This window comes from Schinkia acidoalkalinis (genome assembly GCF_054301215.1).
Window position 1 is genome coordinate 2,349,649 of sequence record NZ_CP182573.1, and the last position, 21,280, is coordinate 2,370,928.

General features: G+C 40.8%; 19 protein-coding genes. 12 read left to right on the top strand and 7 right to left on the bottom strand.

Annotation, left to right across the window (positions count from 1 at the left end; genetic code table 11):
* Positions 1 to 222: 222 nt before the first annotated feature.
* A complete protein-coding gene (hemQ, locus tag ACNQFZ_RS12165; RefSeq protein ID WP_458411613.1) occupies positions 223 to 966 on the bottom strand; it encodes a hydrogen peroxide-dependent heme synthase in 744 nt (247 codons plus the stop codon).
* Between the two features lie 265 nt (positions 967 to 1,231).
* On the opposite strand from hemQ, the gene pta reads away from it, so the two are divergent.
* Positions 1,232 to 2,203 (top strand): phosphate acetyltransferase, encoded by a 972-nt coding sequence (gene pta / locus ACNQFZ_RS12170; RefSeq protein ID WP_458411614.1) that lies wholly within the window; start codon positions 1,232 to 1,234, stop codon positions 2,201 to 2,203.
* Positions 2,204 to 3,396: 1,193 nt separating this feature from the next.
* Here pta and ACNQFZ_RS12175 read toward each other — a convergent pair.
* Together ACNQFZ_RS12175 and ACNQFZ_RS12180 are read right to left on the bottom strand one after the other, a co-directional pair.
* Positions 3,397 to 4,224: a lipoate--protein ligase family protein gene (locus ACNQFZ_RS12175; protein ID WP_458411615.1), complete on the bottom strand. Its 828-nt coding sequence runs from the start codon at positions 4,222 to 4,224 to the stop codon at positions 3,397 to 3,399.
* Between the two features lie 425 nt (positions 4,225 to 4,649).
* Positions 4,650 to 5,345, bottom strand: coding sequence for an RsfA family transcriptional regulator (locus ACNQFZ_RS12180; protein WP_458415378.1), 696 nt, complete (start codon positions 5,343 to 5,345; stop codon positions 4,650 to 4,652).
* Positions 5,346 to 5,666: 321 nt separating this feature from the next.
* Here ACNQFZ_RS12180 and ACNQFZ_RS12185 point away from each other — a divergent pair, with 321 nt between their 5' ends.
* The 3 genes from ACNQFZ_RS12185 (at position 5,667) to ACNQFZ_RS12195 (ending at position 7,891) form a co-directional block, all read left to right on the top strand.
* A complete protein-coding gene (locus ACNQFZ_RS12185; RefSeq protein WP_458411616.1) occupies positions 5,667 to 5,891 on the top strand; it encodes a DUF1450 domain-containing protein in 225 nt (74 codons plus the stop codon).
* A gap of 168 nt (positions 5,892 to 6,059) precedes the next feature.
* Complete coding sequence (locus tag ACNQFZ_RS12190) at positions 6,060 to 7,352, top strand: HD domain-containing protein (RefSeq protein ID WP_458411617.1); 1,293 nt, start codon at positions 6,060 to 6,062, stop codon at positions 7,350 to 7,352.
* A gap of 14 nt (positions 7,353 to 7,366) precedes the next feature.
* Positions 7,367 to 7,891 carry a YwgA family protein gene (locus tag ACNQFZ_RS12195; RefSeq protein WP_458411618.1) on the top strand — a complete coding sequence of 175 codons (525 nt, stop codon included), beginning with the start codon at positions 7,367 to 7,369 and terminating at the stop codon, positions 7,889 to 7,891.
* A 28-nt stretch (positions 7,892 to 7,919) separates the two neighbouring features.
* On the opposite strand, the gene ACNQFZ_RS12200 is transcribed toward ACNQFZ_RS12195, so the two are convergent.
* Entirely contained in the window at positions 7,920 to 8,105 is a 186-nt protein-coding gene (locus tag ACNQFZ_RS12200; RefSeq protein WP_458411619.1) for a 2-hydroxymuconate tautomerase, read from the bottom strand.
* Between the two features lie 203 nt (positions 8,106 to 8,308).
* Here ACNQFZ_RS12200 and ACNQFZ_RS12205 point away from each other — a divergent pair, with 203 nt between their 5' ends.
* On the top strand, positions 8,309 to 8,821 hold the full coding sequence (locus ACNQFZ_RS12205; RefSeq protein ID WP_458411620.1) for a YwhD family protein: 513 nt from the start codon (positions 8,309 to 8,311) through the stop codon (positions 8,819 to 8,821).
* A gap of 201 nt (positions 8,822 to 9,022) precedes the next feature.
* On the opposite strand, the gene ACNQFZ_RS12210 is transcribed toward ACNQFZ_RS12205, so the two are convergent.
* A complete protein-coding gene (locus ACNQFZ_RS12210; protein ID WP_458411621.1) occupies positions 9,023 to 11,101 on the bottom strand; it encodes a transglycosylase domain-containing protein in 2,079 nt (692 codons plus the stop codon).
* A gap of 286 nt (positions 11,102 to 11,387) precedes the next feature.
* Between ACNQFZ_RS12210 and speE the strand changes: the two genes are divergently transcribed.
* Positions 11,388 to 12,218, top strand: coding sequence for a polyamine aminopropyltransferase (gene speE, locus ACNQFZ_RS12215; protein ID WP_458411622.1), 831 nt, complete (start codon positions 11,388 to 11,390; stop codon positions 12,216 to 12,218).
* Between the two features lie 42 nt (positions 12,219 to 12,260).
* The gene (speB, locus tag ACNQFZ_RS12220; protein WP_458411623.1) at positions 12,261 to 13,142 is read left to right on the top strand and encodes an agmatinase; all 882 of its coding nucleotides are present in this window, start codon (positions 12,261 to 12,263) and stop codon (positions 13,140 to 13,142) included.
* Positions 13,143 to 13,874: 732 nt separating this feature from the next.
* Here speB and ACNQFZ_RS12225 read toward each other — a convergent pair.
* Together ACNQFZ_RS12225 and ACNQFZ_RS12230 are read right to left on the bottom strand one after the other, a co-directional pair.
* On the bottom strand, positions 13,875 to 14,396 hold the full coding sequence (locus ACNQFZ_RS12225) for a DoxX family membrane protein (RefSeq protein ID WP_458411624.1): 522 nt from the start codon (positions 14,394 to 14,396) through the stop codon (positions 13,875 to 13,877).
* Positions 14,397 to 14,598: 202 nt separating this feature from the next.
* On the bottom strand, positions 14,599 to 16,272 hold the full coding sequence (locus tag ACNQFZ_RS12230; protein ID WP_458411625.1) for an ABC1 kinase family protein: 1,674 nt from the start codon (positions 16,270 to 16,272) through the stop codon (positions 14,599 to 14,601).
* A gap of 166 nt (positions 16,273 to 16,438) precedes the next feature.
* Between ACNQFZ_RS12230 and ACNQFZ_RS12235 the strand changes: the two genes are divergently transcribed.
* The 5 genes from ACNQFZ_RS12235 (at position 16,439) to ACNQFZ_RS12255 (ending at position 21,233) form a co-directional block, all read left to right on the top strand.
* Complete coding sequence (locus ACNQFZ_RS12235; RefSeq protein WP_458411626.1) at positions 16,439 to 17,122, top strand: GNAT family N-acetyltransferase; 684 nt, start codon at positions 16,439 to 16,441, stop codon at positions 17,120 to 17,122.
* Between the two features lie 246 nt (positions 17,123 to 17,368).
* A complete protein-coding gene (locus ACNQFZ_RS12240) occupies positions 17,369 to 17,755 on the top strand; it encodes a GntR family transcriptional regulator (protein WP_458411627.1) in 387 nt (128 codons plus the stop codon).
* Positions 17,752 to 18,654 (top strand): ABC transporter ATP-binding protein, encoded by a 903-nt coding sequence (locus ACNQFZ_RS12245; RefSeq protein ID WP_458411628.1) that lies wholly within the window; start codon positions 17,752 to 17,754, stop codon positions 18,652 to 18,654. The genes ACNQFZ_RS12240 and ACNQFZ_RS12245 overlap by 4 nt, the downstream gene beginning before the upstream one ends.
* The gene (locus tag ACNQFZ_RS12250) at positions 18,629 to 20,653 is read left to right on the top strand and encodes a DUF6449 domain-containing protein (protein ID WP_458411629.1); all 2,025 of its coding nucleotides are present in this window, start codon (positions 18,629 to 18,631) and stop codon (positions 20,651 to 20,653) included. The genes ACNQFZ_RS12245 and ACNQFZ_RS12250 overlap by 26 nt, the downstream gene beginning before the upstream one ends.
* Before the next feature lie 154 nt (positions 20,654 to 20,807).
* Positions 20,808 to 21,233: a universal stress protein gene (locus tag ACNQFZ_RS12255; protein ID WP_458411630.1), complete on the top strand. Its 426-nt coding sequence runs from the start codon at positions 20,808 to 20,810 to the stop codon at positions 21,231 to 21,233.
* Positions 21,234 to 21,280 lie beyond the last annotated feature (47 nt).

Sequence of the window (21,280 nt, forward strand, 5' to 3'; positions counted from 1 at the left end):
CAATAGATAGCGATTACCTTACTAACATATTGCAAAGGCGGAATTTGGTGACTTGTATAGTGCTAATTTTTTATTGATTTTGTAGTAAGATACTATGTCGCAATTATTACTTTTATGAAAAAAACAAAGCTATGGTGAGCAGGGGAGTCTATTTGAAGCAAACCTTCATATAAATGAAAAAAGGCTGACCCTTTATTTTGAGTCAGCCTCTTAGGAGAGGAATCAAACTTGTAAAAATTTCGGTACAGCTTCTTCAGTTAAAATATTGCCGACGAAGAATGAGCCAAACTCGCCATATCTTGCACTTACTTCATCAAATCTCATTTCATAAACGAGCTTCTTAAATTGAAGGACATCATCGGCAAATAAAGTGACGCCCCATTCCCAATCATCAAAACCAACAGAGCCCGTAATAATTTGTTTCACTTTTCCTGCATACTGACGGCCAATCATGCCGTGTGAACGCATCATTTTGCTGCGTTCTTCCATCGGAAGCATATACCAGTTATCATTGCCTTGGCGGCGCTTATCCATTGGATAGAAGCAAATATGCTTAGCCTTTGGAAGAATTGGATACAACCGCGCCAAAATCTCAGGGCTTTGATATGGGTCTTGATCAGATGGCAAATAGTTGCTCAATTCAACGACAGAAACGTAAGAATGAGCAGGGAGTAAGTACTCTGCAAATTTTGTTTTATTAAAAGCAGTTTCAAGTTCATTCAGCTCTTCCATTGTTGGACGAAGAATCATCAGCATAAAGTCCGCTTTTTGGCCGACAATGGTGTATAAAGCATGGCTGCCTTTTTTAGCTTCTTCAGTATTTTTTAAATTTCCAAGAAACTCCTGGAATTCAGCAATAGCTTCATTACGCTCATCAGCTGAAACGGTTTTCCATGAAGTCCAATCTACAGTACGGAAATCATGCAAACAATACCAACCATCTAACGTTTTTGCTGGTTCACTCATTTAAAAACACTCCTTCGTTTTATATTAATGTGTAGGTCCATTTTCCAGTTTGTACATGTCAATAACTAATATAACAATAGTTTAATTTAGAAGAAAGTTTTTAGCTTAATAATTTGACAAAATGAGGCAAAATTAGCTGAACCGTTCAATTTTTTGCGGATTTTTTTACTCTAAACGTTTTCAATTGATTATTTTATTTTCTAGAATACTGAAAAGGTTTATGGTAATAATAAGCAAGATAAACGTTAATGTGGAGGTAGGAAAGTTGAGCGACTTATTTTCAATTGTAAAAGAAAAGCTGAAAGGCAAAAATAGATCGATCGTATTTCCAGAAGGGTTGGATGAGCGTATCTTAACGGCTGTCGGTAGACTGGCATCTGAGGAAATTGTGAAGCCAATTGTACTTGGCAATAAAGCTGAGGTTGAAGGGAAGGCGGCATCATTAAATATTTCTTTAGGTCATGTTGAAATCATTGATCCGAATTCATATGATGAGTTTGATGTGCTAGTTCGTGAGTTTGTTGAGCGTCGAAATGGGAAAACAACGGAGGAAGAGGCTAGGAAAGTTTTAAAGGATGAAAACTATTTTGGAACGATGCTTGTTTATTTAAAAAAGGCAGATGGATTGGTAAGCGGGGCGGCACATTCCACTGCAGATACGGTGCGTCCAGCCCTACAAATTATTAAAACAAAAGCGGGGGTAAGAAAAACATCCGGTATGTTTATTATGGTTCGCGGGGATGAAAAATATATCTTCGCGGATTGCGCTATTAACCCAGCGCCTGATAGCCAGGATTTAGCAGAGACAGCTATCGTTAGTAGCGAATCTGCAAAACTATTTGATGTAGATCCGCGTGTTGCCATGCTCAGCTTTTCAACAAAAGGGTCAGCGGTCACACCGGAAACGGAAAAAGTGGCAGAAGCCATTAAAATTGCTAAAGAAAGACAGCCGGATTTGATTATCGATGGCGAGTTTCAATTCGATGCAGCATTTGTCCCATCCGTTGCTGCTAAAAAGGCACCGGATTCTGTCATAAAAGGGGATGCAAAGGTATTTATTTTCCCTACTTTAGATGCCGGCAACATTGGTTATAAAATTGCGCAACGCCTCGGTGGCTTTGAAGCAATTGGGCCTGTCCTCCAAGGTTTAAATCAGCCGGTGAATGACCTGTCACGCGGGTGCAATGCTGAGGATGTTTATAAGCTGGCGTTGATTACGGCGGCGCAGACGCTGTAAGTGGAGTGTAGTGGGGGCGAGCGATTAGACGAAGAACCCGAATAGGCTGTTGTATTGCAGGTGCACATTCTGCGAAAAAGGGGCATACTTATCCATGGTGTGCGGTCTGAAGCACTAGTTAGGTGGTATGCTGTGGGAGTGTGCCAATAGGTAATAGGTAGAGATGTGGGAGATAATATTTGTTGTAAATATTTTGTTGGCATGGTAGGGTGTCTAATCAAATAAATAGTAAATGACATGCGGATTGTATGCCATTTTTTCAGGACAATACTCTGTAAAATGGCTCACTCTTGTCCGCAAAAAGGAAAAATGAGGACAAGTATGGGGCGAATGAGCTTGTTCTTGTCTGCAAAATGGAAAGATGAGGACAAGTATGGGGCGAATGAGCTTGTTCTTGTCTGCGAAATGTAAAAATGAGGACAAGTATGGGGCGAATGAGCTTGCTCTTGTCTGTAAAATGTAAAAATGAGGACAAGTATGGGGCGAATGAGCTTGTTCTTGTCTGCAAAAAGGAAAAATGAGGACAAGTACGGAACAAGCGAGCCTGCCCTTGTCTGTAAAATGGAAAAGTGAGGACAAGTATGGAACGAATGAGCTAGTTCTTGTCTGCAAAGTGTAAAAATGAGGACAAGTATGGGGCGAATGAGCTTGTTCTTGTCTGCAAAGTGTAAAAATGAGGACAAGTATGGGGCGAATGAGCTTGTTCTTGTCCGCAAAAAGGAAAAATGAGGACAAGCATGGGGCGAATGAGCCTGCCCTTGTCTGCAAAAAGGAAAAATGAGGACAAGTAAGGAGCAAACGCTCTTGCCCTTGTCTGCGAAATGTAAAAATGAGGACAAGTAGGGAGCAAACGCTCTTGCTCTTGTCTGCGAAATGTAAAAATGAGGACAAGTAGGGAGCAAACGCTCTTGCTCTTGTCTGCGAAATGTAAAAATGAGGACAAGTAGGGAACAAGCGAGCTTGCCCTTGTCTGCAAAATGGAAACATGAGGACAAAGTATGGGGCAAACGAGCTTCCTCTTGTCCGCAAAATGTAAAATAAGGACAAACATGCAACAGTAAAGCAAGACTTTGTCTGCAGATAATAAAGTGAAATAATGGACAATAACCTGTAATATCGGACAATTTTTACGAACCTTTTCAACAAAAAGCATGGTCCTTTGTTGGATTCACATCCAACCGGCATCATGCTTTTTATTTTTCATTCCGTTTGATTATTCGCTCGTAGTTGTATTGGAATAAGGTTTGTTCGTGCTCGCTTAATGGAGCAGTCGAAATGGTTGCGCCCAATTTATTTTTCAAAGTCGTCTGTAAAAGGGCAATCATTTGATCAGTTGTAATGCCGTCGTGTAACAGTTCTTCTAATGAGGCCATTGTAGATGGAATGATGGTCGGGTAGTTGAATTTTGTTGTTTCTTTTAATAAAGAGCGTTCATAAAATTCCCGGACAATTTCCGCCCGTCTCTTGCCGCTGCCTGTGACACAAAGATAGATTTGCACAGCAACGCCGCCGCGCAGCCTTCGTTGGGAAATCCCGGCAAACTTCTTATGATTGATGCTTAAATCAAAGCCCCCAGGACAGTAACTGCCGACGATTTCCCCTGCTTCAATCTGTACTGCAAATTTAGCCAACATGAGTTTGATAAGATCCCACATCGCTTCAAAGCCACGATTAATATCAATTCCGTTTCCCTCCGGCAAAATCAGTGAGAGGTTCAAAATGCCCTCGTCTAATACAACGGCTAAGCCGCCTGAGTTCCGGACAATAGATTGATAGCCGGCCTGTTCGAGACATTCCCGGCCTTGCTCCAAATAAGGCAGCCTTGCGTCCTGAATGCCTAACACAATCGTTGGTGCATGAATCCATGCCCGCATAACCGGAGGAGATTCGCCATTTCCAACAGTCTCACAAAATGTATCATCATAGGCAAATGATTGCAGCGCGCTAACATATAATCCAGATGAAGAGTGATCAACAAAACGCCACTCTTTTTGCAGTAAAAGCGGGTTGATGCCTGGCATAATTGGAAACCTTCTTTACTTTCATTTTACGTTATTATAGCATTTGCTGATTTGGATAAAAAATAAGTGAAACCGGTAGTTAATTAACTGTTTCTTTTTTGGGCGCAAATAGGAAATGATGCTTTCAAACAGTCATACGGACAGTGTAAGCGGATTTTCAGCTGGAGTAGTCCAAATCAGGGAGTTATTTCGGACAGCTCAAACAGATTTTCAGCCAGTAAAGTCCGAATCATAGGAGCCTTCCATTCAACCAGCCTTTGCGTACATCATTCAGGAGCTCTACAAATGTTGAATGATTAAAATAGCAAAAACCTGATAAATAAGTCAAGGTTTATCAGGTTTTTAATGCTATTACGTCGGCATCGGCAACTATCAATATAATGTTGTTCATGTGCCGTTATAAATTTAACGTCATCCATTTTTCATTATTTCGCAATCCGCTCAAGGTTGCCATTCTTGTCCATTTTAAATGTATTTGTTGGCGTCTCTTCATCCTCGAATAAAACCATTTTGCGAGCGCGGTCCATGATTTTAACAAGCGCTTGGTAGTCTTCTTGGATCGTTTGGAATTCACGTTCAGTCCGCTCAAGCTGCTGCTTCAAGGAAGCAACCTCCTCGCTTAATTCTTTGTTTTCCATTTTTAATCTATCATTCTTTTGTTGTAAACTCGTAGATTGATGGCCATTATTTTGTAAATTGCTTAAATATAAAATGACGTCATCCATGGAAACGGGTCTAGATTGAGTAATGGAGATTGGTGTTGAATGGTTTACATATTGTTCCATTTCCACTTCTTCTCGATCATCTTTCTCAACCGTGAATTCCTCTGCAACTTCAAATGAGAATGTTGGTGGCGGCGGAGTATAGAGTGGCTTCGTTTTTTCGCCTAAAGCCCGCTGTCTTTGTTTACGTTGTTTTTTCGCTAAATCAATGGCTTTCATATAATCCTGTCTAACAACTGCATTCCAACGGAATCCGCAGGCTGCTGACGTGCGATTTAGCTTATCGCCAACTTCCTCAAATGCGTTTAATTGTGTACTACCCTCCCGGATATGACGCAATACGGTCTCTGCCAATAACAAATCATCCTCTTCAGACCATGCATCCTGTCTTTGAATCATCAAATGAAACACCCCTTCTATATTTTTCTAGTAAAAAGGAAAATAATTAAGATTTCTGTTAGTTAAAGGATGGACAAATTCCAAAAGATTTATACATATTTTAAAAGGGTAGTAGAGAAATGTATGGGTATATGTCATTGCTACAAATAGCGGGAAGTGGTAAAATGACTTTTGTTTAAAGATAGATATCATGTGAATTTATAATAGAGGCCGTTACATATTAGGAAATGTAATTTTTGCCTATAATAATTTTTATAAATAAAAAGATTGCGCGGATTATGATTTGAATTCACTAAATTGCACGAAAGGTAGGTGGGCTCTATGTCAAAAAATGAATTCCGAGTTTGCGATGATTGCCAGGGTACTAACTTAAAAACTTTATTGCCAAAACTAAAACAATTAGACCCAGATGCTGAGATTGTTATTGGTTGTCAATCCTATTGCGGTCCAGGTCGAAAGAAATCATTTGCCTTTCTAAATAATCGTCCGATTTCAGCACCGTCAGAGGATGAATTGATTACAAAATTAGAGAAAAAAATGAAATAAACGGGAACCAATTACGGTTTTGCCGAATGGAAAAATTCACCTCTTTTTGTTGAAAAAAGAGGTTTTTTGCTGAGAAAATAGAATGTATAATGGAAAAAGTATGAGAAAGGACCGCTGCTTTTCGCGTGGGCGGTGCGTCTTCTTTCTAATGAAAGGGGGGCCCCTTTCATGGCCTACAAAGATGAACAGTTACATGAAGAAAAGGTTTTTAAAGACCCGGTCCATCGCTATGTGCATGTTCGGGATAAATTAATATGGGATTTAATTGGTACCGCCGAGTTCCAAAGACTGCGGAGAATTCGCCAGCTTGGCACAACATTTTTTACATTCCATGGTGCGGAGCATAGTCGCTTCAATCATTCGCTCGGCGTCTATGAAGTTGTGCGGAGAATTATTGAGAATTTTCAAGGCCGTGAGCATTGGGACAATTCTGAGCGGTTATTATGCCTTTCTGCAGCTCTTTTGCACGATGTTGGTCATGGACCTTTTTCTCATTCATTCGAAAAGGTTTTTCATCTTGACCATGAAGATTGGACAAGGGCCATCATTACGGGGGACACGGAAATTAATAAAGTTTTAAAAAAAGTAAGTGATGATTTTCCGAAAAAAGTGGCAGAGGTCATTGCGAAAACGTATGAAAATAAATTAGTGGTCAGTTTGATTTCGAGCCAAATTGACGCAGATCGGATGGATTATCTGCAGCGTGACGCCTTTTACACAGGGGTCAGCTATGGCCATTTTGACATGGAGCGGATTTTGCGTGTTATGCGCCCAACAGAAGATATGGTCGTTATTAAAAAAAGCGGCATGCATGCTGTGGAAGACTATATTATGAGCCGCTACCAAATGTATTGGCAGGTGTATTTTCACCCTGTTACACGGAGTGCAGAGGTCATTTTAATAAAAATTCTTCACCGTGCGAAGAAATTGTACGAAGAGGGTTATCAATTTTCAATGGAGCCAAAGCATTTTTATTCGCTCTTTAATGGAAATGTAAGTCTGAAAGATTATTTGGCCTTAGATGAATCCGTGATGCTTTTCTTTTTCCAAAATTGGATGGATGAAGAGGACGCCGTTTTAAAGGACCTATGTACGCGTTTTATGAATCGTAATCTTTTTAAGTACATAGAATTCAATCCAAATTCCAGTTATTTGCAATTGATGGAATTAATGAAGCTGTTTAACGAAGCAGGCATTGACACGAATTACTATTTAGAGGTCGATTCTTCCTCTGATCTGCCTTACGACTTTTACCGGCCTGGTGAAGAAGGGGAGCGGATTCCAATCTATTTATTAATGCCGAGCGGAGAACTACGGGAATTATCAAGAGAGTCAGAGATTGTTGAATCGATTTCTGGCAAAAAACGAACAGACCATAAGCTCTACTACCCTCAAGACTTTGTCGACAACCTGCCTGAGGGCGATGTAAAGAGAAGGATAAAAGAAATTTTGCAAGGATAGGAGAAGATTTAAGAATGTTGCAGGATCACGCAAAATTGATGAAGGTGTTTTCATATGCGGGTGAAATTGTCGGTAGAAAAAAGCTGCAAAAGATGATTTACATTGCAAAAAAACTCCATTTTCCTTTTAATGAAAAATATAATTTTCACTTTTTTGGCCCCTATTCTGAAGAGCTGACATTGCGAATCGAAGAGCTTGAAAACAACGGCTTTTTGAGCGAGCAAAAGGAAAAGAAGGGCGGCTATGTACAATATCGCTACGCGCTGCTAGACGAGGGTAGAGAGTTTCTTAGCCATTTCGGCGTGGACATCCCGAACTTGGAATCATGTGTGAAAAATATGAATGAGCAAAGCTCCCGCTTCTTAGAGCTTGTTTCAACCGTCCTTTATTTTGAAGACCTTCCAAAAGAGCAGGTGAAGGAAAAGGTATTTACGCTCAAATCAAAACAACGCTACACCGATGAAGAAGTAGGGCAGGCCTATCAATATATAGAATCGCTTCGTAGTGAGGCAGCAATAGAAATGGCTAGGTCCGTATAGACCTAGCCATTTTGGCATTTTTTGCGAATTATTTTTCGCTGGCCATTTTTCCACCAACACAAAGATGTGTTTTAGGCATTTCTTCAATCATCACATGAACTCTGTCAGCAGGAGCGCCAGTTGTTTCGGCTACAGCTGCAGTTACTTTTTCCGCTAATGCCTTCTTTTGTTCATCAGTGCGTCCTTCTAGCATTTTAATGGTTACGTATGGCATCGTGATCTTCTCCTTCCGATTTGAATATGTATTTTGATCCTAACTGGAATTATATCACAAGGGCGATAGGGTGAGTAAATGGAGGAATTTCAGCAATCAAGAAAGATGAAGTTTTTGTGTTTTGATGCTAAAATAGGGATAATATGTTAATGATAGTATTTTATCTAAAATATTTGTTTTTAATATGAAAAGAGGTGCTGTAAGTGACAGAAAAAAGCCGGGGGACTGGTTTTAATATTATAAAGAATGATTCAACAGATGGGCATGGCGGCTATGGTGTCGGTGCGGTCAGCTTAAATAATGTAACGCCTGTCATTGTTGATGTGGAAAAGCAAGAGGCCTATATCGATATGGGAGCGCTTCATGCTAGAAGTGCAATTGAAAAAGGGATTAAGCTGATAGCCAACCGCGACGAAGTGCCAAATGGTAAAACCTATTGGGTGGTCTGGGTAACCGTAAATCGTAAGCAAGAGGGGCCATACTATCATGGGCTTGGAGCTTGTGGGCTATTCATTGATCCTGAGGCGCGGCGCCTTTATAAATCGATGCCGGAGCATGTGAATAATATGGACCGTTCCTTGAAGGGAAAAGTCATCGTTGACCATATGGATGTGCAATCCAGAAAGGTATTAGGGGAGTTTTTAAAAAAATTTAACGCAGAGATGTGGGCCAACTCTTCTGAGCAAGTAAGAAAAGCACTTTTGCAAGAGGAATAAAATCAAATTCGAATAATTTGCAGAAAAGTTTGAACGATTTTTGAACATTCTGTGAATGTATTGAGCTTTTATTCAAAAGAAAGTAAACTAGGTAATAGTCTAAACACACACATAGACTAGGACAAAAAGAAACTAGGACTTCCATTTTTCGGAAATCCTAGTTTCTTTTATTTTGCGGCAAACCCCCAATACATTAAGCTTTTACCACCATTTAAACAGTTTATCAAACCAACCATCTTCCGGTTGCTTATCCTTCGTACCCTTTTTCTCATGAGGCTCATCGCCTTTTGGTAAATGGATTGAGCAATATTCAGTTGGCTCTGTTCCTTCCACATAGTAGGTCAAGCGGGCATTTTTACAATCACTTGTTGCAAGTAAACCGTTCGCAGGGTCGACATAGGCCGGTACCACTCCCTTTGGTGGTTTAAACGCTACAAACGGCTTATCTTGTAAAACATCCTCCATATACTTGGCCCAAATTCGTTTGGCATATGTTCGTTCAGCAACAATGTCAATCGTTTCATCACGATCATAGCCAATCCAAACTCCTGTCACGAGCTGTGGTGTAAAGCCGATCATCCAGCTGTCGGTGGTTGTTGTTCCGGACTTACCCGCATAAAGACGAGTGAGTTGGCTGGCAATCGACTGACCTGTGACCGATGTATAGGCATTTAATTTTTTATCAAACATTCCTGTCATCAAATGGGCAGTCACGAATGAAAGCGCCGGGTCTAAAATCTGTTCTTTTTTGTGTTCATATTCATAAATCACATCACCGTTGTGATTAACAACTTTTTCAATAAAAATAGGGGTAATGGCATTGCCGCCGTTTGCGATGATTCCATAGGCTTTTACCATATCAATCATTTTGACAGTGGACGTGCCCAGTGCAAGCGATGGGACGGCGTCAAGCTTGCTCGTAATACCAAGCGTTTTCGCCGTTTCCACGAGCTTGTCGACACCTAAAAACATATGTGTTTTTACCGCATAAATATTGTCGGATAAGGCGATGGCCTGGGCCATTGTAATAAAATCGTTCGCATAATAATTATTATAGTTGTCCGGACGGTATACGGATCGGCCATCATCATACGGAAAGCTCATTGGCTCGCTGCGCACCGTAGTTGAAGGTGTAAACCCATGTGCCAATGCCGTGTAATAAAGAAATGGCTTAAACGTTGATCCCGGCATCCGTTCCGCTTGGGTCACCCTATTGAAGGGGCTTTTTGTATAATCACGACCACCTATCAATGCCCGCACCTTTCCCGTTTTCGGCTCCATTGACATAAGAGCAGCTTGGATTTCCGACTCTGGGTTAATGATATCCTTCACTTCTGTTTCTGCTATTTCCTGTGCTTTCGGGTCTAATGTCGTATAAATGCGCAAACCGCCTAATTCAATGGTCCGCTCATCAAGCTGGACGACATCCTTTAATGCTTGTTTGACAGCATCCTGAAAGTAGGGGGCCACTTGCTTATGTGTGATGTCATGGTCTGTATTGAATTGTAACGGTGTTTCGAAAGCTTTATTTAACTCGGCTTCTGTGATCAGGCCGTTACTCGCCATGGACTGAAGGACAATTTTTTGCCTAGTCTTGGCTCTTTTTTCATCAGCAAAAGGGGAATAATAGCTCGGCCCTTTAGGAATACCGGCAAGCATAGATGCCTCACTTAATGAAAGCTCACTCGCATGCTTGTTAAAATAATAGTTTGCAGCGGCTTCAATTCCATAGGCGCCATGGCCGTAATAAATCGTGTTTAAATAGCCTTCCAAGATTTCACCCTTGCTATAGTTCGTTTCAAGCCGGACGGTATAGAGCACTTCCTCGAACTTCCGCTTCCACGTTTTTTCATGCTCTAAAAATAAATTCTTCGCATACTGCTGGGTAATCGTACTTGCTCCTTGGACCTTCGCCATTGCTTTAAGGTCGGCGAGGATTGCACCGAAAATTCGGTGGATATCAAATCCATAATGGTCATAAAATTTACGATCCTCAATGGAGATTGTGGCATCAATGACATCCTGCGATATTTCATCTAACGGCATCCAGTAGCGATTTTCCCCGTGATGAACGCTTTCCCCAATAATCGTTTTCTCGTCATTGGCATAAAAGATTGTTGTCTGCGGCACCGCTAACGGCGGCGGCCCTTTCATATAGCCATATGAAACTAGACTGACAATTACGATAATAAAAAAGATTAATAGGATGATGCCAATAACAAAAATTGCCCGCAGCCATTTCCGCGTTTTCTCAAGGTTTCCCTGGGTAATAAGCTCCAACTAAACTCCCCCCTTTTTTATTTGGTGAATATATATTCTATTAATTGCCGTAGGTAGTAGGCCTTATTCCGGCTACTGTTTTAGTATTGGAATTTTTTTCAGAAAATAAACGTAGGGAGGAAATGCTTAGAAAAATTCCTTGCATTTTTAGTAGATTTATCTATACTTTTAATTTGTACTTTCAGATTTTTTCAGGAATTTCATTATTTTTCTAAAGGGCATAGGGAACATTAAAAAGTAGTGTGAAATATAGGAACTTTTTAAGTGTCGAAAGGATGAAGTAAAGATGGAATTATGGTTTACTGAAAAACAGACCGAAAGCTATGGTATAACAGCAAAAATTAAACAGACTTTACATACAGAACAAACCCAATTTCAAAAGTTGGATATGGTTGAGACAGAGGAGTTCGGCAATATGCTGATTCTCGATGGAATGGTCATGACAACAAAGAAGGACGAGTTTGTTTACCATGAAATGGTGGCCCATGTTCCACTGTTCACCCATCCGAACCCTGAAAATGTCCTTGTAGTTGGCGGTGGTGATGGCGGCGTCATTCGTGAGGTTTTAAAACACCCAAGCGTGAAGAAGGCAACTTTAGTTGAAATTGACGGCAAAGTAATAGAGTATTCGAAGAAGTTTCTTCCGGAAATTGCCGGGGAGCTTGAAAATCCCCGCGTTGAGGTCATCGTCGGCGATGGCTTCATGCATATTGCCAAGGCAGAAAACGAGTATGACGTCATTATGGTAGATTCAACCGAGCCGGTTGGCCCAGCTGTTAATCTTTTTACAAAAGGCTTTTACGCGGGAATTGCCAAAGCGTTGAAAGAGGACGGCCTATTTGTCGCGCAAACGGACAACCCTTGGTTTAAAGGGGACTTAATCCGCACCGTGCAACGTGATGTGAAAGAAATTTTTCCGATTGTAAGGCTTTATATCGCCAATGTTCCTACTTATCCTAGTGGAATGTGGACATTTACAATTGGCTCTAAAAAGCATGACCCATTAGCAGTGGAAGAAGGCCGTTTCCACGAGATTGAAACAAAGTATTATACAAAAGAGCTGCATAAGGCAGCATTTGTCTTGCCGCGTTTTGTTGGGGATTTGACAAAAAATTAGTCTTCTACACAGATAAGGCAACAATTTTGAGGAGGTTATCGCATGAGATTTGATGAAGCATATTCAGGAAATGTTTTTATAAAAAGTCATCCGAATTTTGAAGAAAGTGAAGCCGTTATATATGGAATGCCAATGGATTGGACGGTAAGTTTCCGCCCGGGCTCTCGTTTCGGCCCTGCGCGCATTCGTGAAGTATCTATTGGCTTAGAAGAATACAGCGCTTATTTAGACCGTGAATTGGAAGAGGTAAAATATTATGATGCCGGAGATATTCCACTTCCTTTTGGTAATGCGCAAAGAAGCCTTGATATGATTGAAGACTTTGTTGATCAAATTTTAGATGCAGATAAGTTTCCGCTAGGAATTGGCGGTGAACACTTAGTATCATGGCCGGTTATCAGAGCAATGTACAAAAAATACCCTGATTTGGCGGTTATTCATATGGATGCCCATACTGACCTTCGTGAGAACTATGAAGGGGAGCCATTATCCCATTCAACACCAATCCGCAAGGTAGCGGGATTAATCGGGCCAACAAATGTATTTTCATTTGGCATTCGCTCTGGTATGAAAGAGGAATTCCAGTGGGCTAAAGAAGTGGGAATGTACATAGCTAAATTTGAAGTGCTTGAGCCATTGAAGGAAATTTTACCGAAGCTTGCCGGCCGTCCGGTCTATGTCACCATTGACATTGATGTTCTAGACCCAGCACATGCGCCTGGTACAGGAACAGTGGATGCAGGCGGTATTACTTCCCGCGAGCTGCTCGCTTCCATCCATGAAATTGCGAAATCTGATATAAATGTAGTCGGCGCGGACCTTGTTGAGGTTGCCCCAATTTATGACCCATCAGAGCAAACAGCAAACACAGCAAGCAAACTGCTGCGTGAAATGATTCTTGGTTGGGTGCAAAAAAGGAAATAACCATAAATAATAGTTGCAACTAAAATAGCAGGTTGAATTTGAGCTCCTCAATTTCGACCTGCTATTTCTGATTGATAGTGGCATTCGGGACCGCAATACTCAATTTCCTGGTTTGTGGGAGTCCGATAGAAGGAGCCAAGTGGACAGCGGAGGCTGATTTTCCGGAAGTGGAGTCCGATAGAAGGTGTCAAACGGACAGCGGAAGCTGATTTTCCGGAAGTGGAGTCCGATAGAAGGTGTCAAACGGACAGCGGAAGCTGATTTTCCGGAAGTGGAGTCCGAGAGGAGGTGCCAAACGGACAGCGGAAGCTGATTTTCCGGAAGTGGAGTCCGATAGAAGGTGTCAAACGGACAGCGGAAGTTGATTTTCCGGAAGTGGAGTCCGATAGGAGGTGCCAAACGGACAGCGGAAGTTGATTTCCCGGAAGTGGAGTCCGAGAGGAGGTGCCAAACGGACAGCGGAGGCTGATTTACCGGAAGTGGAGTCCGATAGAAGGTGTCAAACGGACAGCGGAAGTTGATTTCCCGTCGGGAGGGTCCGATAGAAGGCATTAAACGGACAGCAAAAGCTGATTTCTCCTTCAAATCTTCGTGCACGAAGGTAAAGTGCCAGTATTATATATTACTGTTCAAATGAAAATGAATAAGAAAGGCATACAAGTATAGAAAAATACGTGAATATAATAGAAAAGAGCTTGGGACAACACAACCCACGCTCTACTTCAACATTTATTAAGCTGAATAAGGAAACGCCTTTTCATGCTTTTTTTCGTCACCTTTAAAAAATAATTTGCGTAAATAAGGTAATACAAAGCGGTCTAATCCAAATTTGCCTGCATTGTAGCCGGATGCAACGATAAATACGCCCATTAAAATATCAGTTGGGTTGTGAGATACTGTTCCAGCTAACATAAATGAGAAGTTCATTACCATTCCAAAGAAGGCAGCAGCTGTTGTTAAGCAGCCTAAAATTAATCCTAAACCAACTAAAACTTCACCTGTTGGTACAATAATGTTAAATAAGTCCACATTTGGTAAGGCAAAGCCTTTTAGAAAAGATACATACCATCCATAAACTACTTCACCATGTGTTGCTACAGGATTGGCAATGGCCCCTTTTAGAAATCCGCTTGCGTCAAATCCTTCTGTGAATTTGCCTATTCCAGCTGTAAGAAAAGCGTAGCCCCAATATAATCTAATTACTGTTAAAATAGTTGCTGCAATATTATTTTCCCTTAACCATTTGTTGATCATGGTGACTCACCCTTTCGAAATAAATAAATATGATTTCTATATGAATAAGATTACCATGGTCGATAGGGTATTTATACAATAATGTGAAAGTATTCACAAAGTGTTAAAAAAGGTATGGCGAAATAATGACAGTATACGAAAATGACCTGTTTTGTATCTGTATAACGAACAACGTACATTCGTTATACAGATAATCTAAATTTTACATCCGTCCCGACCGAATAATTGAAAAAACAATAAATAAAAACATCAATGTAGCAACAACAGAGCCAATCTCAATGACAGGTATTTTCCATAACAAGTTGGCTTGACCGGCAATCGCTGATCCAACAATCACGCCGACCATTAAAATGCTAAACGCTAGTAGGATGATGCTGAACGCGAGGCGGTTGCTGATTTTATCAAGTCTGTGCAAGAAGAATTGCAGCTCTGGCACGCTGATTTTTACTTGTAGATTGCCATTTTGAATGGTTTTTGCAAAATCCTTTAAATCCATCGGGAACTTCGATAAAATTTGCATGCTTTCAAATAACTGGCGCCATGATTTTTTGGCGATATTTTTTGGCTCATAACGTAAAAATAATAATTTTTCTCCAAACGGCTCAGCCGCCTTCATAATGCTGAACTCCGGATCAAGGTCCCCAACAATGCCTTCCATCTCGATTAATGTTTTTGCCAAAACGGTGAGGTCAGAAGGGATTTGGATGTGGTGACGAAAAATAATCGTCAGCAGGTCATTAATCGCTTCGCCAAGACTGAGCTTACGAAATGAAATATCATAATATTTCATGACGAGCTGGTCAATTTCGTTATAAAAAACGGTCATATCCGTTTCGTCAGGCAGCATGCCCATTGCGGAGATGTCTCTGATGACCCCATCCGTATGGCCTTGCTGCAAATGAATGATGATCGACGCAAAATGAAATTTCATCTCATCGTTAAGCCTTCCGACCATCCCAAAGTCTAAATAAGCGATTCTATTTTCCGGCAAAATGTAGATGTTGCCAGGGTGCGGGTCGCCGTGAAAAAAGCCTTCGACAAAGATTTGCTGGAGCATGGACTGGGTAATGCGTTCCGCAATTAATTTTCGGTCATAGCCTTCCTGATCAAGCTTCTCGAGGTTATTCACCTTGATGCCTTGCACAAGATCCATTGTTAGTACTCGTTTCGTTGTAAACTTCCAGTGGACCTTTGGAATTTGGATATCGGGCTGGTCTAGGAACTGTCTGGCAATCCGTTCGCAATTTCTTCCTTCAATATAATAATCAAGCTCAGCACGCAACGTCTTGGCAAACTCGTTGATGATTTTTCTTACTTGATGGGTTTTTGCCCAGCTAAATCTGGACTCCATGATTCTAGCCAAATCATCGAGAATTTCCAAATCCGTTTCGACAATAGGAATGATATCCGGCCGTTGAATTTTAATAGCAATAGGCTCTCCTGAATGAAGATGCGCGCTGTGTACTTGGCCGATGGAGGCTGTCGCGATCGGCACTTCATTGAAATCGTGGAACAGAGTTTCCAATTTCTCACCGAGTTCTTCTTCAATAATTTCCCGCACTTGCTCAAAAGAGAAGGCAATGACATGATCTTGCAGCTGTTCAAGCTCCTCTGCGATTTCCACTGGAATGAGGTCGCGCCTTGTGCTCGCAATTTGTCCAAGCTTAATGAACGTTGGTCCCAATCCTTGCAAAACGCCGCGCAGCTTGATACCAATCGTTTGTTTGTTCATATGCCTTTCCGTGTCTTCTTGTTTTTTTGATAAAATTTGATTGGATAAGCCGAGCCGATATACAAAATAACTAAACCCGTTGCGTAAAAAGGCGTTCACGATTTCCTGATAACGATGGGCATGTTTTATTTTTCTACCAAGCATTTGAATCACCTCCGCTATAGGTAACCTTCCTTTCGTACTTTTATCATACAACAATTGGCAATTTTGACAGGCTGAAAATTTGTATATTTGCCAACACCTTTATGCAAGAAAAGTTGAGAAAAGAATGGACATCGATTAAAGTAGGGTAAAAGAAGGGTGCTGAAATATGGAAATTCAATGGAACGAAATCACGGCTGACAATCAAGAGAAATTGGAAAAGGTATTAAAGTTTTACGACGAATCGTTTCCAATTGAGGTGAGAGAGCCGCATGATGTTTTTTTAAAAGGGGTACAATACGCTGCTGACAGCTTTCCGAATCATTTTCGCTTTATCGTTGGGGTGGAAGGAGACCAGGTCGTTTCTTTTGCAACCGGGCACTATTTGGCAGAGGTAAATGCAGGCTTTATCGTTTATATTGCTACAAATCCACTATTGCGGAGAAATGGAGTAGGGTCAAAAACGTTAAAGAAAATTGAGGAACTACTTCATGAAGATGCAGTGGCGGCAGGGAAAAGTGCATTACAGTCAATCGTTTTAGAGACGGAAATAGAGGAAATGGTCCATACGGAGGCTGAAGAGGAAGACTGTATCAAGAGGCAGCGTTTCTTTGAAAAAAATTATTATAAACGGTATGAGGAAGTCCATTATCTCCAACCGCCGTTGCATGGGGATGAAGAGGGGATTCCACTTTATTTATTTATAAAGGATCTTCAGGGAAATCATTTGGCGAAGGCGGAGGTTGATAAGCTGATTCAGGCCATTTACCGCGAAAAATATGACCGAGTAAACGGAATTGATCAAAATATCTTGCGTAGGTGCCTAGAAAAGATGGAGATAAATGAAAGGTAAAACACTTGGAGACAAGTGTTTTTTTGTTGCCTCCAATCAATATGGAGGGATGAGCTAGAAGCACTGTTTATTGTCAGAAAGCGGTTGTTTATTAGCGGTTATTACGATTTATTGTCCGCCATATTCCTTTAGAGATGCTGGAAATTTCAACCAAATAATAGTTGACAACACTGTATTACGTTATATAATACGGTTAGAACACATAATACGATTAATACAGCAGGATGAGAGGAGGCTAGCCAAAAAATGTTCCAATTAGATATTCGCAGCCGGGTACCGATCTATGAACAGCTTGTTGAAAAATTCAAGGACTTAATTATTAATGAAGTGCTGAAGGCAGATGAGCAATTGCCGTCCGTTCGCCAGATGGCGAAAGACCTAACAATCAATCCGAACACGATTCAAAAGGCATACCGTGAATTAGAACATCAAGGCTATATTTATTCAGTGCCAGGAAAGGGCAGTTTTGTCACACCACCGTCAGAGATTAATAAGGGGGAAAAGGTGAAGAAGATGAAACAAGAATTGATTAAATTAATTTCCGAAGCAATTTTTCTTGGGGTTGAAAAAGAAGAAATTGTTTCGCTTATTGAAGAAGCTGAGCGCTCGGTCAAAGGAGGCGATAGTCAATGATTGAGATCCAAAATATCCGAAAAGCGTTTGAAGACCTGGAAGCTGTTAAAAACGTCAGCCTACATATTGATAAAGGCTCCATCTATGGACTTCTTGGTTCAAACGGCGCAGGTAAAACAACGCTGTTAAAAATTTTAGCTGGTATTTACAAGCAGGATAGCGGTGAAGTTCGCATTAATAACGAACCTGTTTATGAAAATATTGCAATTAAAGAGAAGCTCATCTTTTTACCAGATGTTCTATTCTTTTTCTCACAATATACAATCAAGCAGATGGCCGATTACTACCGCAGTCTTTACCCATCATGGAACGAGGCACGCTATCAAAAGCTCGGTGAAGTTTTTCCAATTGATCAAAATAAAAAAATCCACCGTCTTTCAAAAGGGATGCAGCGCCAGGTTGCCTTTTGGTTATCGCTTGCCACGATGCCGGATGTGTTGATCCTTGATGAGCCACTGGACGGCTTGGATGCAGTGATGCGTCAAAATATAAAAAATTTACTTGTGCAGGATGTAGCCGATCGTGAAATGACAATCCTCATTTCCTCTCATAACCTGCGGGAAGTTGAAGACATTTGTGACCATGTCGGGATTTTGCATCAAGGAAAAATCATTATCGAAAGAGATTTAGATGATTTAAAATCGGATGTTCATAAAATTCAAGTTGCATTTAAGGCGGGAGAGATACCAGCGCAATTTTTACAAGGCCTCGATTGTTTATATCAGGAAACGCGCGGCAGTGTCCTTTTATGCATCGTTAGGGGGAAAGAAGCGGACGTGACCAAGAAAGTAAAGTCTTATCACCCTGTGCTCTTTGACCTATTGCCGTTGACACTCGAGGAAATCTTTATTTACGAAATGGGGGATGTCGGTTATGCAATCGAAAGTATCATGGTTTAAACGCGGAATCATTGCGCAGGATTTACGAAGTGTCGGTTGGATCGGCATCATTTATCAAATTGCTTTATTATTTACGTTGCCATTGCAGCTGGTCATGATGCATCAGGCTGATAGTTTGCCATACAATTTTACCCACTCTCAAACAAATAGCCTGTTTTCGATAGTAATAGAATTGCAGATTTTACTTATGTTCACGGTCCCGGTGATCTTGGCGGTCATACTTTTTCGCTATTTACAGGTAAAAATCCCAACGGATTTTATCCACAGCATGCCGATTAAAAGAACAGCCCTATTACACCATCATGCACTGATGGGATTTTTCCTATTAGTTGTACCAGTTCTGGTCACCGCCATTTTTATTGCAATTGTTTATGGCGTGTTGCCATTAGAACAATATTTTACAATAGTAGAAATTGCGGAATGGGCCGGAGTCACCATTTTGATGAATATATTTGTGTTCGTGATGACGATGCTGGTGGGAATGGTTACCGGAATTTCAGCCGCACAGGTGATCTTGTCCTATATTTTTCTAATCTTCCCGACGGGAATCCTGTTTTTATTTTATATTAATCTTAAATACGTGATTTATGGATTTGCTTATGATTCTTACCTTAATCAAAGTGTCCAATATCTAACACCAATTTTTCAGATTGTTGATTACGGAATTCGGGGCTTCACGATAAAGGAAGTGTTGGTATATATCATACTAACCATCGCTTTTTATCTCTTGGCAATCTTTACTTATAAAAAGAGACATATTGAAACTGCCACACAAGCAATTGCGTTTCGTTCTTTAAGGCCGGTTTTTAAATACGGGGTTACATTCTGTATGATGCTTGTAAGCGGCATGTATTTTGGCGAAACACAGCAAGGATCTTTTGGGTGGTTGATTTTTGGCTATATCTTCGGCTCACTCTTCGGTTATGTGATTGCCGAAATGGTGCTACAGAAAACATGGCGGATTTTTAGAAGTATGAAGGGGTACATTATTTATGTTGTTGCAGTAGTTGCAGTTGGTTTTCTTTTAAACTTGGACGTGACCGGTTATGAGAAAAAGCTGCCGGTCGCTGCCGAAGTTGAGCGTGCTTATTTTGCCGATGGTGTCTACTTTTTGAAAGATAATGGTGAACGGATGGATCAAGGGATTGTAATCGAGGGAAGTCCGGAAGTGAGTCCTGTAAATGAGGCGGATCGTTATTATTTTACAGATCCTGAAAATATCAACTCTATTATGAAGCTGCACCAACAGTTAGTAATGAATAAGAATGATGACCATAGTGGGCAAACAAAATACAAAAGAAGCATAGCCATTGCGTATGAACTTAAAAACGGCTCGACATTTGTGCGCCAGTACCAAATTCCAGAAGGTGGCTATCAGGAGTTTTTGAAGCCGATTTATGAATCAGAAGAACACCGCAACTCGTTTAATGATTTATTACGGTTAAAAGAGGGATTGACCATCGACAAAGTCATGGTTACCTCTAATTCGGTATTCCAGAAAAGCTTTGAAACGGTCGATCCACAGCAAATTCAGGAAATGATGAATGCGTTAAAGTCGGATATGATGCAAGAACCATATGAAGAAATGTTCAGTGAACGCGATTCATGGGGAGATATTGAATTATTGTTGAAAAATAATCAAAGGCTAGGAATCCCTTGGAAAAAGTCATACCATCAATTTGACAAATGGCTTGCAGATAATAACTTGCAAGAAAAAGCACGAGTAGTTCCGACGGACATTGACTATGCACTCGTTGCTCCAATTGAAAATGGTGCTGAAGCTGTAAACAAAATGCAAGAGGAACTGCTGGAGCAAATGAAAAACAATCCAGCAACATTAAAAATAACAGATCCGAAGCAGCTTGAGGAATGCCTATACGAAACAGCGTGGTTACATGAGAAAGGTGAATATCTTATTGCCATTTACTACAAACATCGCAGTGAGGCGGATATCCGTAGTTTAGTGGACGTGCCGCCAGCTATTGCAGAGCAATTTTAAAAGCAACCTGTGTAAAGGTGGTTGGCATCGTAGCACAGACAGTGATAGAGAGGCGGGACATTTGGCAATCATATATATTCCAAGTTAGATAGGAGAAAATGCAGCTTATGTCGAATAGTAGTAGTAGAACGTTGATTTAACTGGAGGTGTCCTTATGGAAAATACAATACTAGTCCCTATTGATGGTTCAGACCATTCAAGAAGAGCTTTAAAGTTTGCAGTTCATATAGCAAAAGGCCTTCAAGCGAAAGTAATTGTTTTAAATGTTCAACTAAGCCTTAATACACGAAATGTTAAAAGATTTATAAGCCAAGATCAAATCCGTGAGTACCAGGAAGAAGAAGCCCAAGATGCCATTTCTAAGGTCCTTGATATAGTGGAAGGGCAGGGCCTTGAGGTAGTAACAAAGTTTAGAATCGGTGCACCAGATGCGGAGATTTGCAAAGAGGCAGAGGAGGAACAAGTAACCTCTATCGTAATGGGCACAAGAGGCTTGGGTGCTTTCAAAAGAAACATCCTCGGCAGTGTCAGCTACAGTGTTCTTCAAGAAGCACCTTGTCCGGTAACAGTTGTACCGTAACTAGGTATAAAAAAGCTAGATAAAATAGAAGAGGCAGGTCCCAAATA

Coding starts and splice junctions, on each gene's coding strand:
- ACNQFZ_RS12240 (WP_458411627.1), top strand. CDS start 17,369: ATGTTCCAATTAGATATTCGCAGCCGGGTACCGATCTATGAACAGCTT.
- ACNQFZ_RS12180 (WP_458415378.1), bottom strand. CDS start 5,345: ATGATTCAAAGACAGGATGCATGGTCTGAAGAGGATGATTTGTTATTG.
- ACNQFZ_RS12185 (WP_458411616.1), top strand. CDS start 5,667: ATGTCAAAAAATGAATTCCGAGTTTGCGATGATTGCCAGGGTACTAAC.
- ACNQFZ_RS12200 (WP_458411619.1), bottom strand. CDS start 8,105: ATGCCATACGTAACCATTAAAATGCTAGAAGGACGCACTGATGAACAA.
- speB (WP_458411623.1), top strand. CDS start 12,261: ATGAGATTTGATGAAGCATATTCAGGAAATGTTTTTATAAAAAGTCAT.
- ACNQFZ_RS12255 (WP_458411630.1), top strand. CDS start 20,808: ATGGAAAATACAATACTAGTCCCTATTGATGGTTCAGACCATTCAAGA.
- ACNQFZ_RS12235 (WP_458411626.1), top strand. CDS start 16,439: ATGGAAATTCAATGGAACGAAATCACGGCTGACAATCAAGAGAAATTG.
- ACNQFZ_RS12245 (WP_458411628.1), top strand. CDS start 17,752: ATGATTGAGATCCAAAATATCCGAAAAGCGTTTGAAGACCTGGAAGCT.
- ACNQFZ_RS12230 (WP_458411625.1), bottom strand. CDS start 16,272: ATGCTTGGTAGAAAAATAAAACATGCCCATCGTTATCAGGAAATCGTG.
- ACNQFZ_RS12175 (WP_458411615.1), bottom strand. CDS start 4,224: ATGCCAGGCATCAACCCGCTTTTACTGCAAAAAGAGTGGCGTTTTGTT.
- speE (WP_458411622.1), top strand. CDS start 11,388: ATGGAATTATGGTTTACTGAAAAACAGACCGAAAGCTATGGTATAACA.
- ACNQFZ_RS12225 (WP_458411624.1), bottom strand. CDS start 14,396: ATGATCAACAAATGGTTAAGGGAAAATAATATTGCAGCAACTATTTTA.
- ACNQFZ_RS12195 (WP_458411618.1), top strand. CDS start 7,367: ATGTTGCAGGATCACGCAAAATTGATGAAGGTGTTTTCATATGCGGGT.
- hemQ (WP_458411613.1), bottom strand. CDS start 966: ATGAGTGAACCAGCAAAAACGTTAGATGGTTGGTATTGTTTGCATGAT.
- ACNQFZ_RS12250 (WP_458411629.1), top strand. CDS start 18,629: ATGCAATCGAAAGTATCATGGTTTAAACGCGGAATCATTGCGCAGGAT.
- ACNQFZ_RS12190 (WP_458411617.1), top strand. CDS start 6,060: ATGGCCTACAAAGATGAACAGTTACATGAAGAAAAGGTTTTTAAAGAC.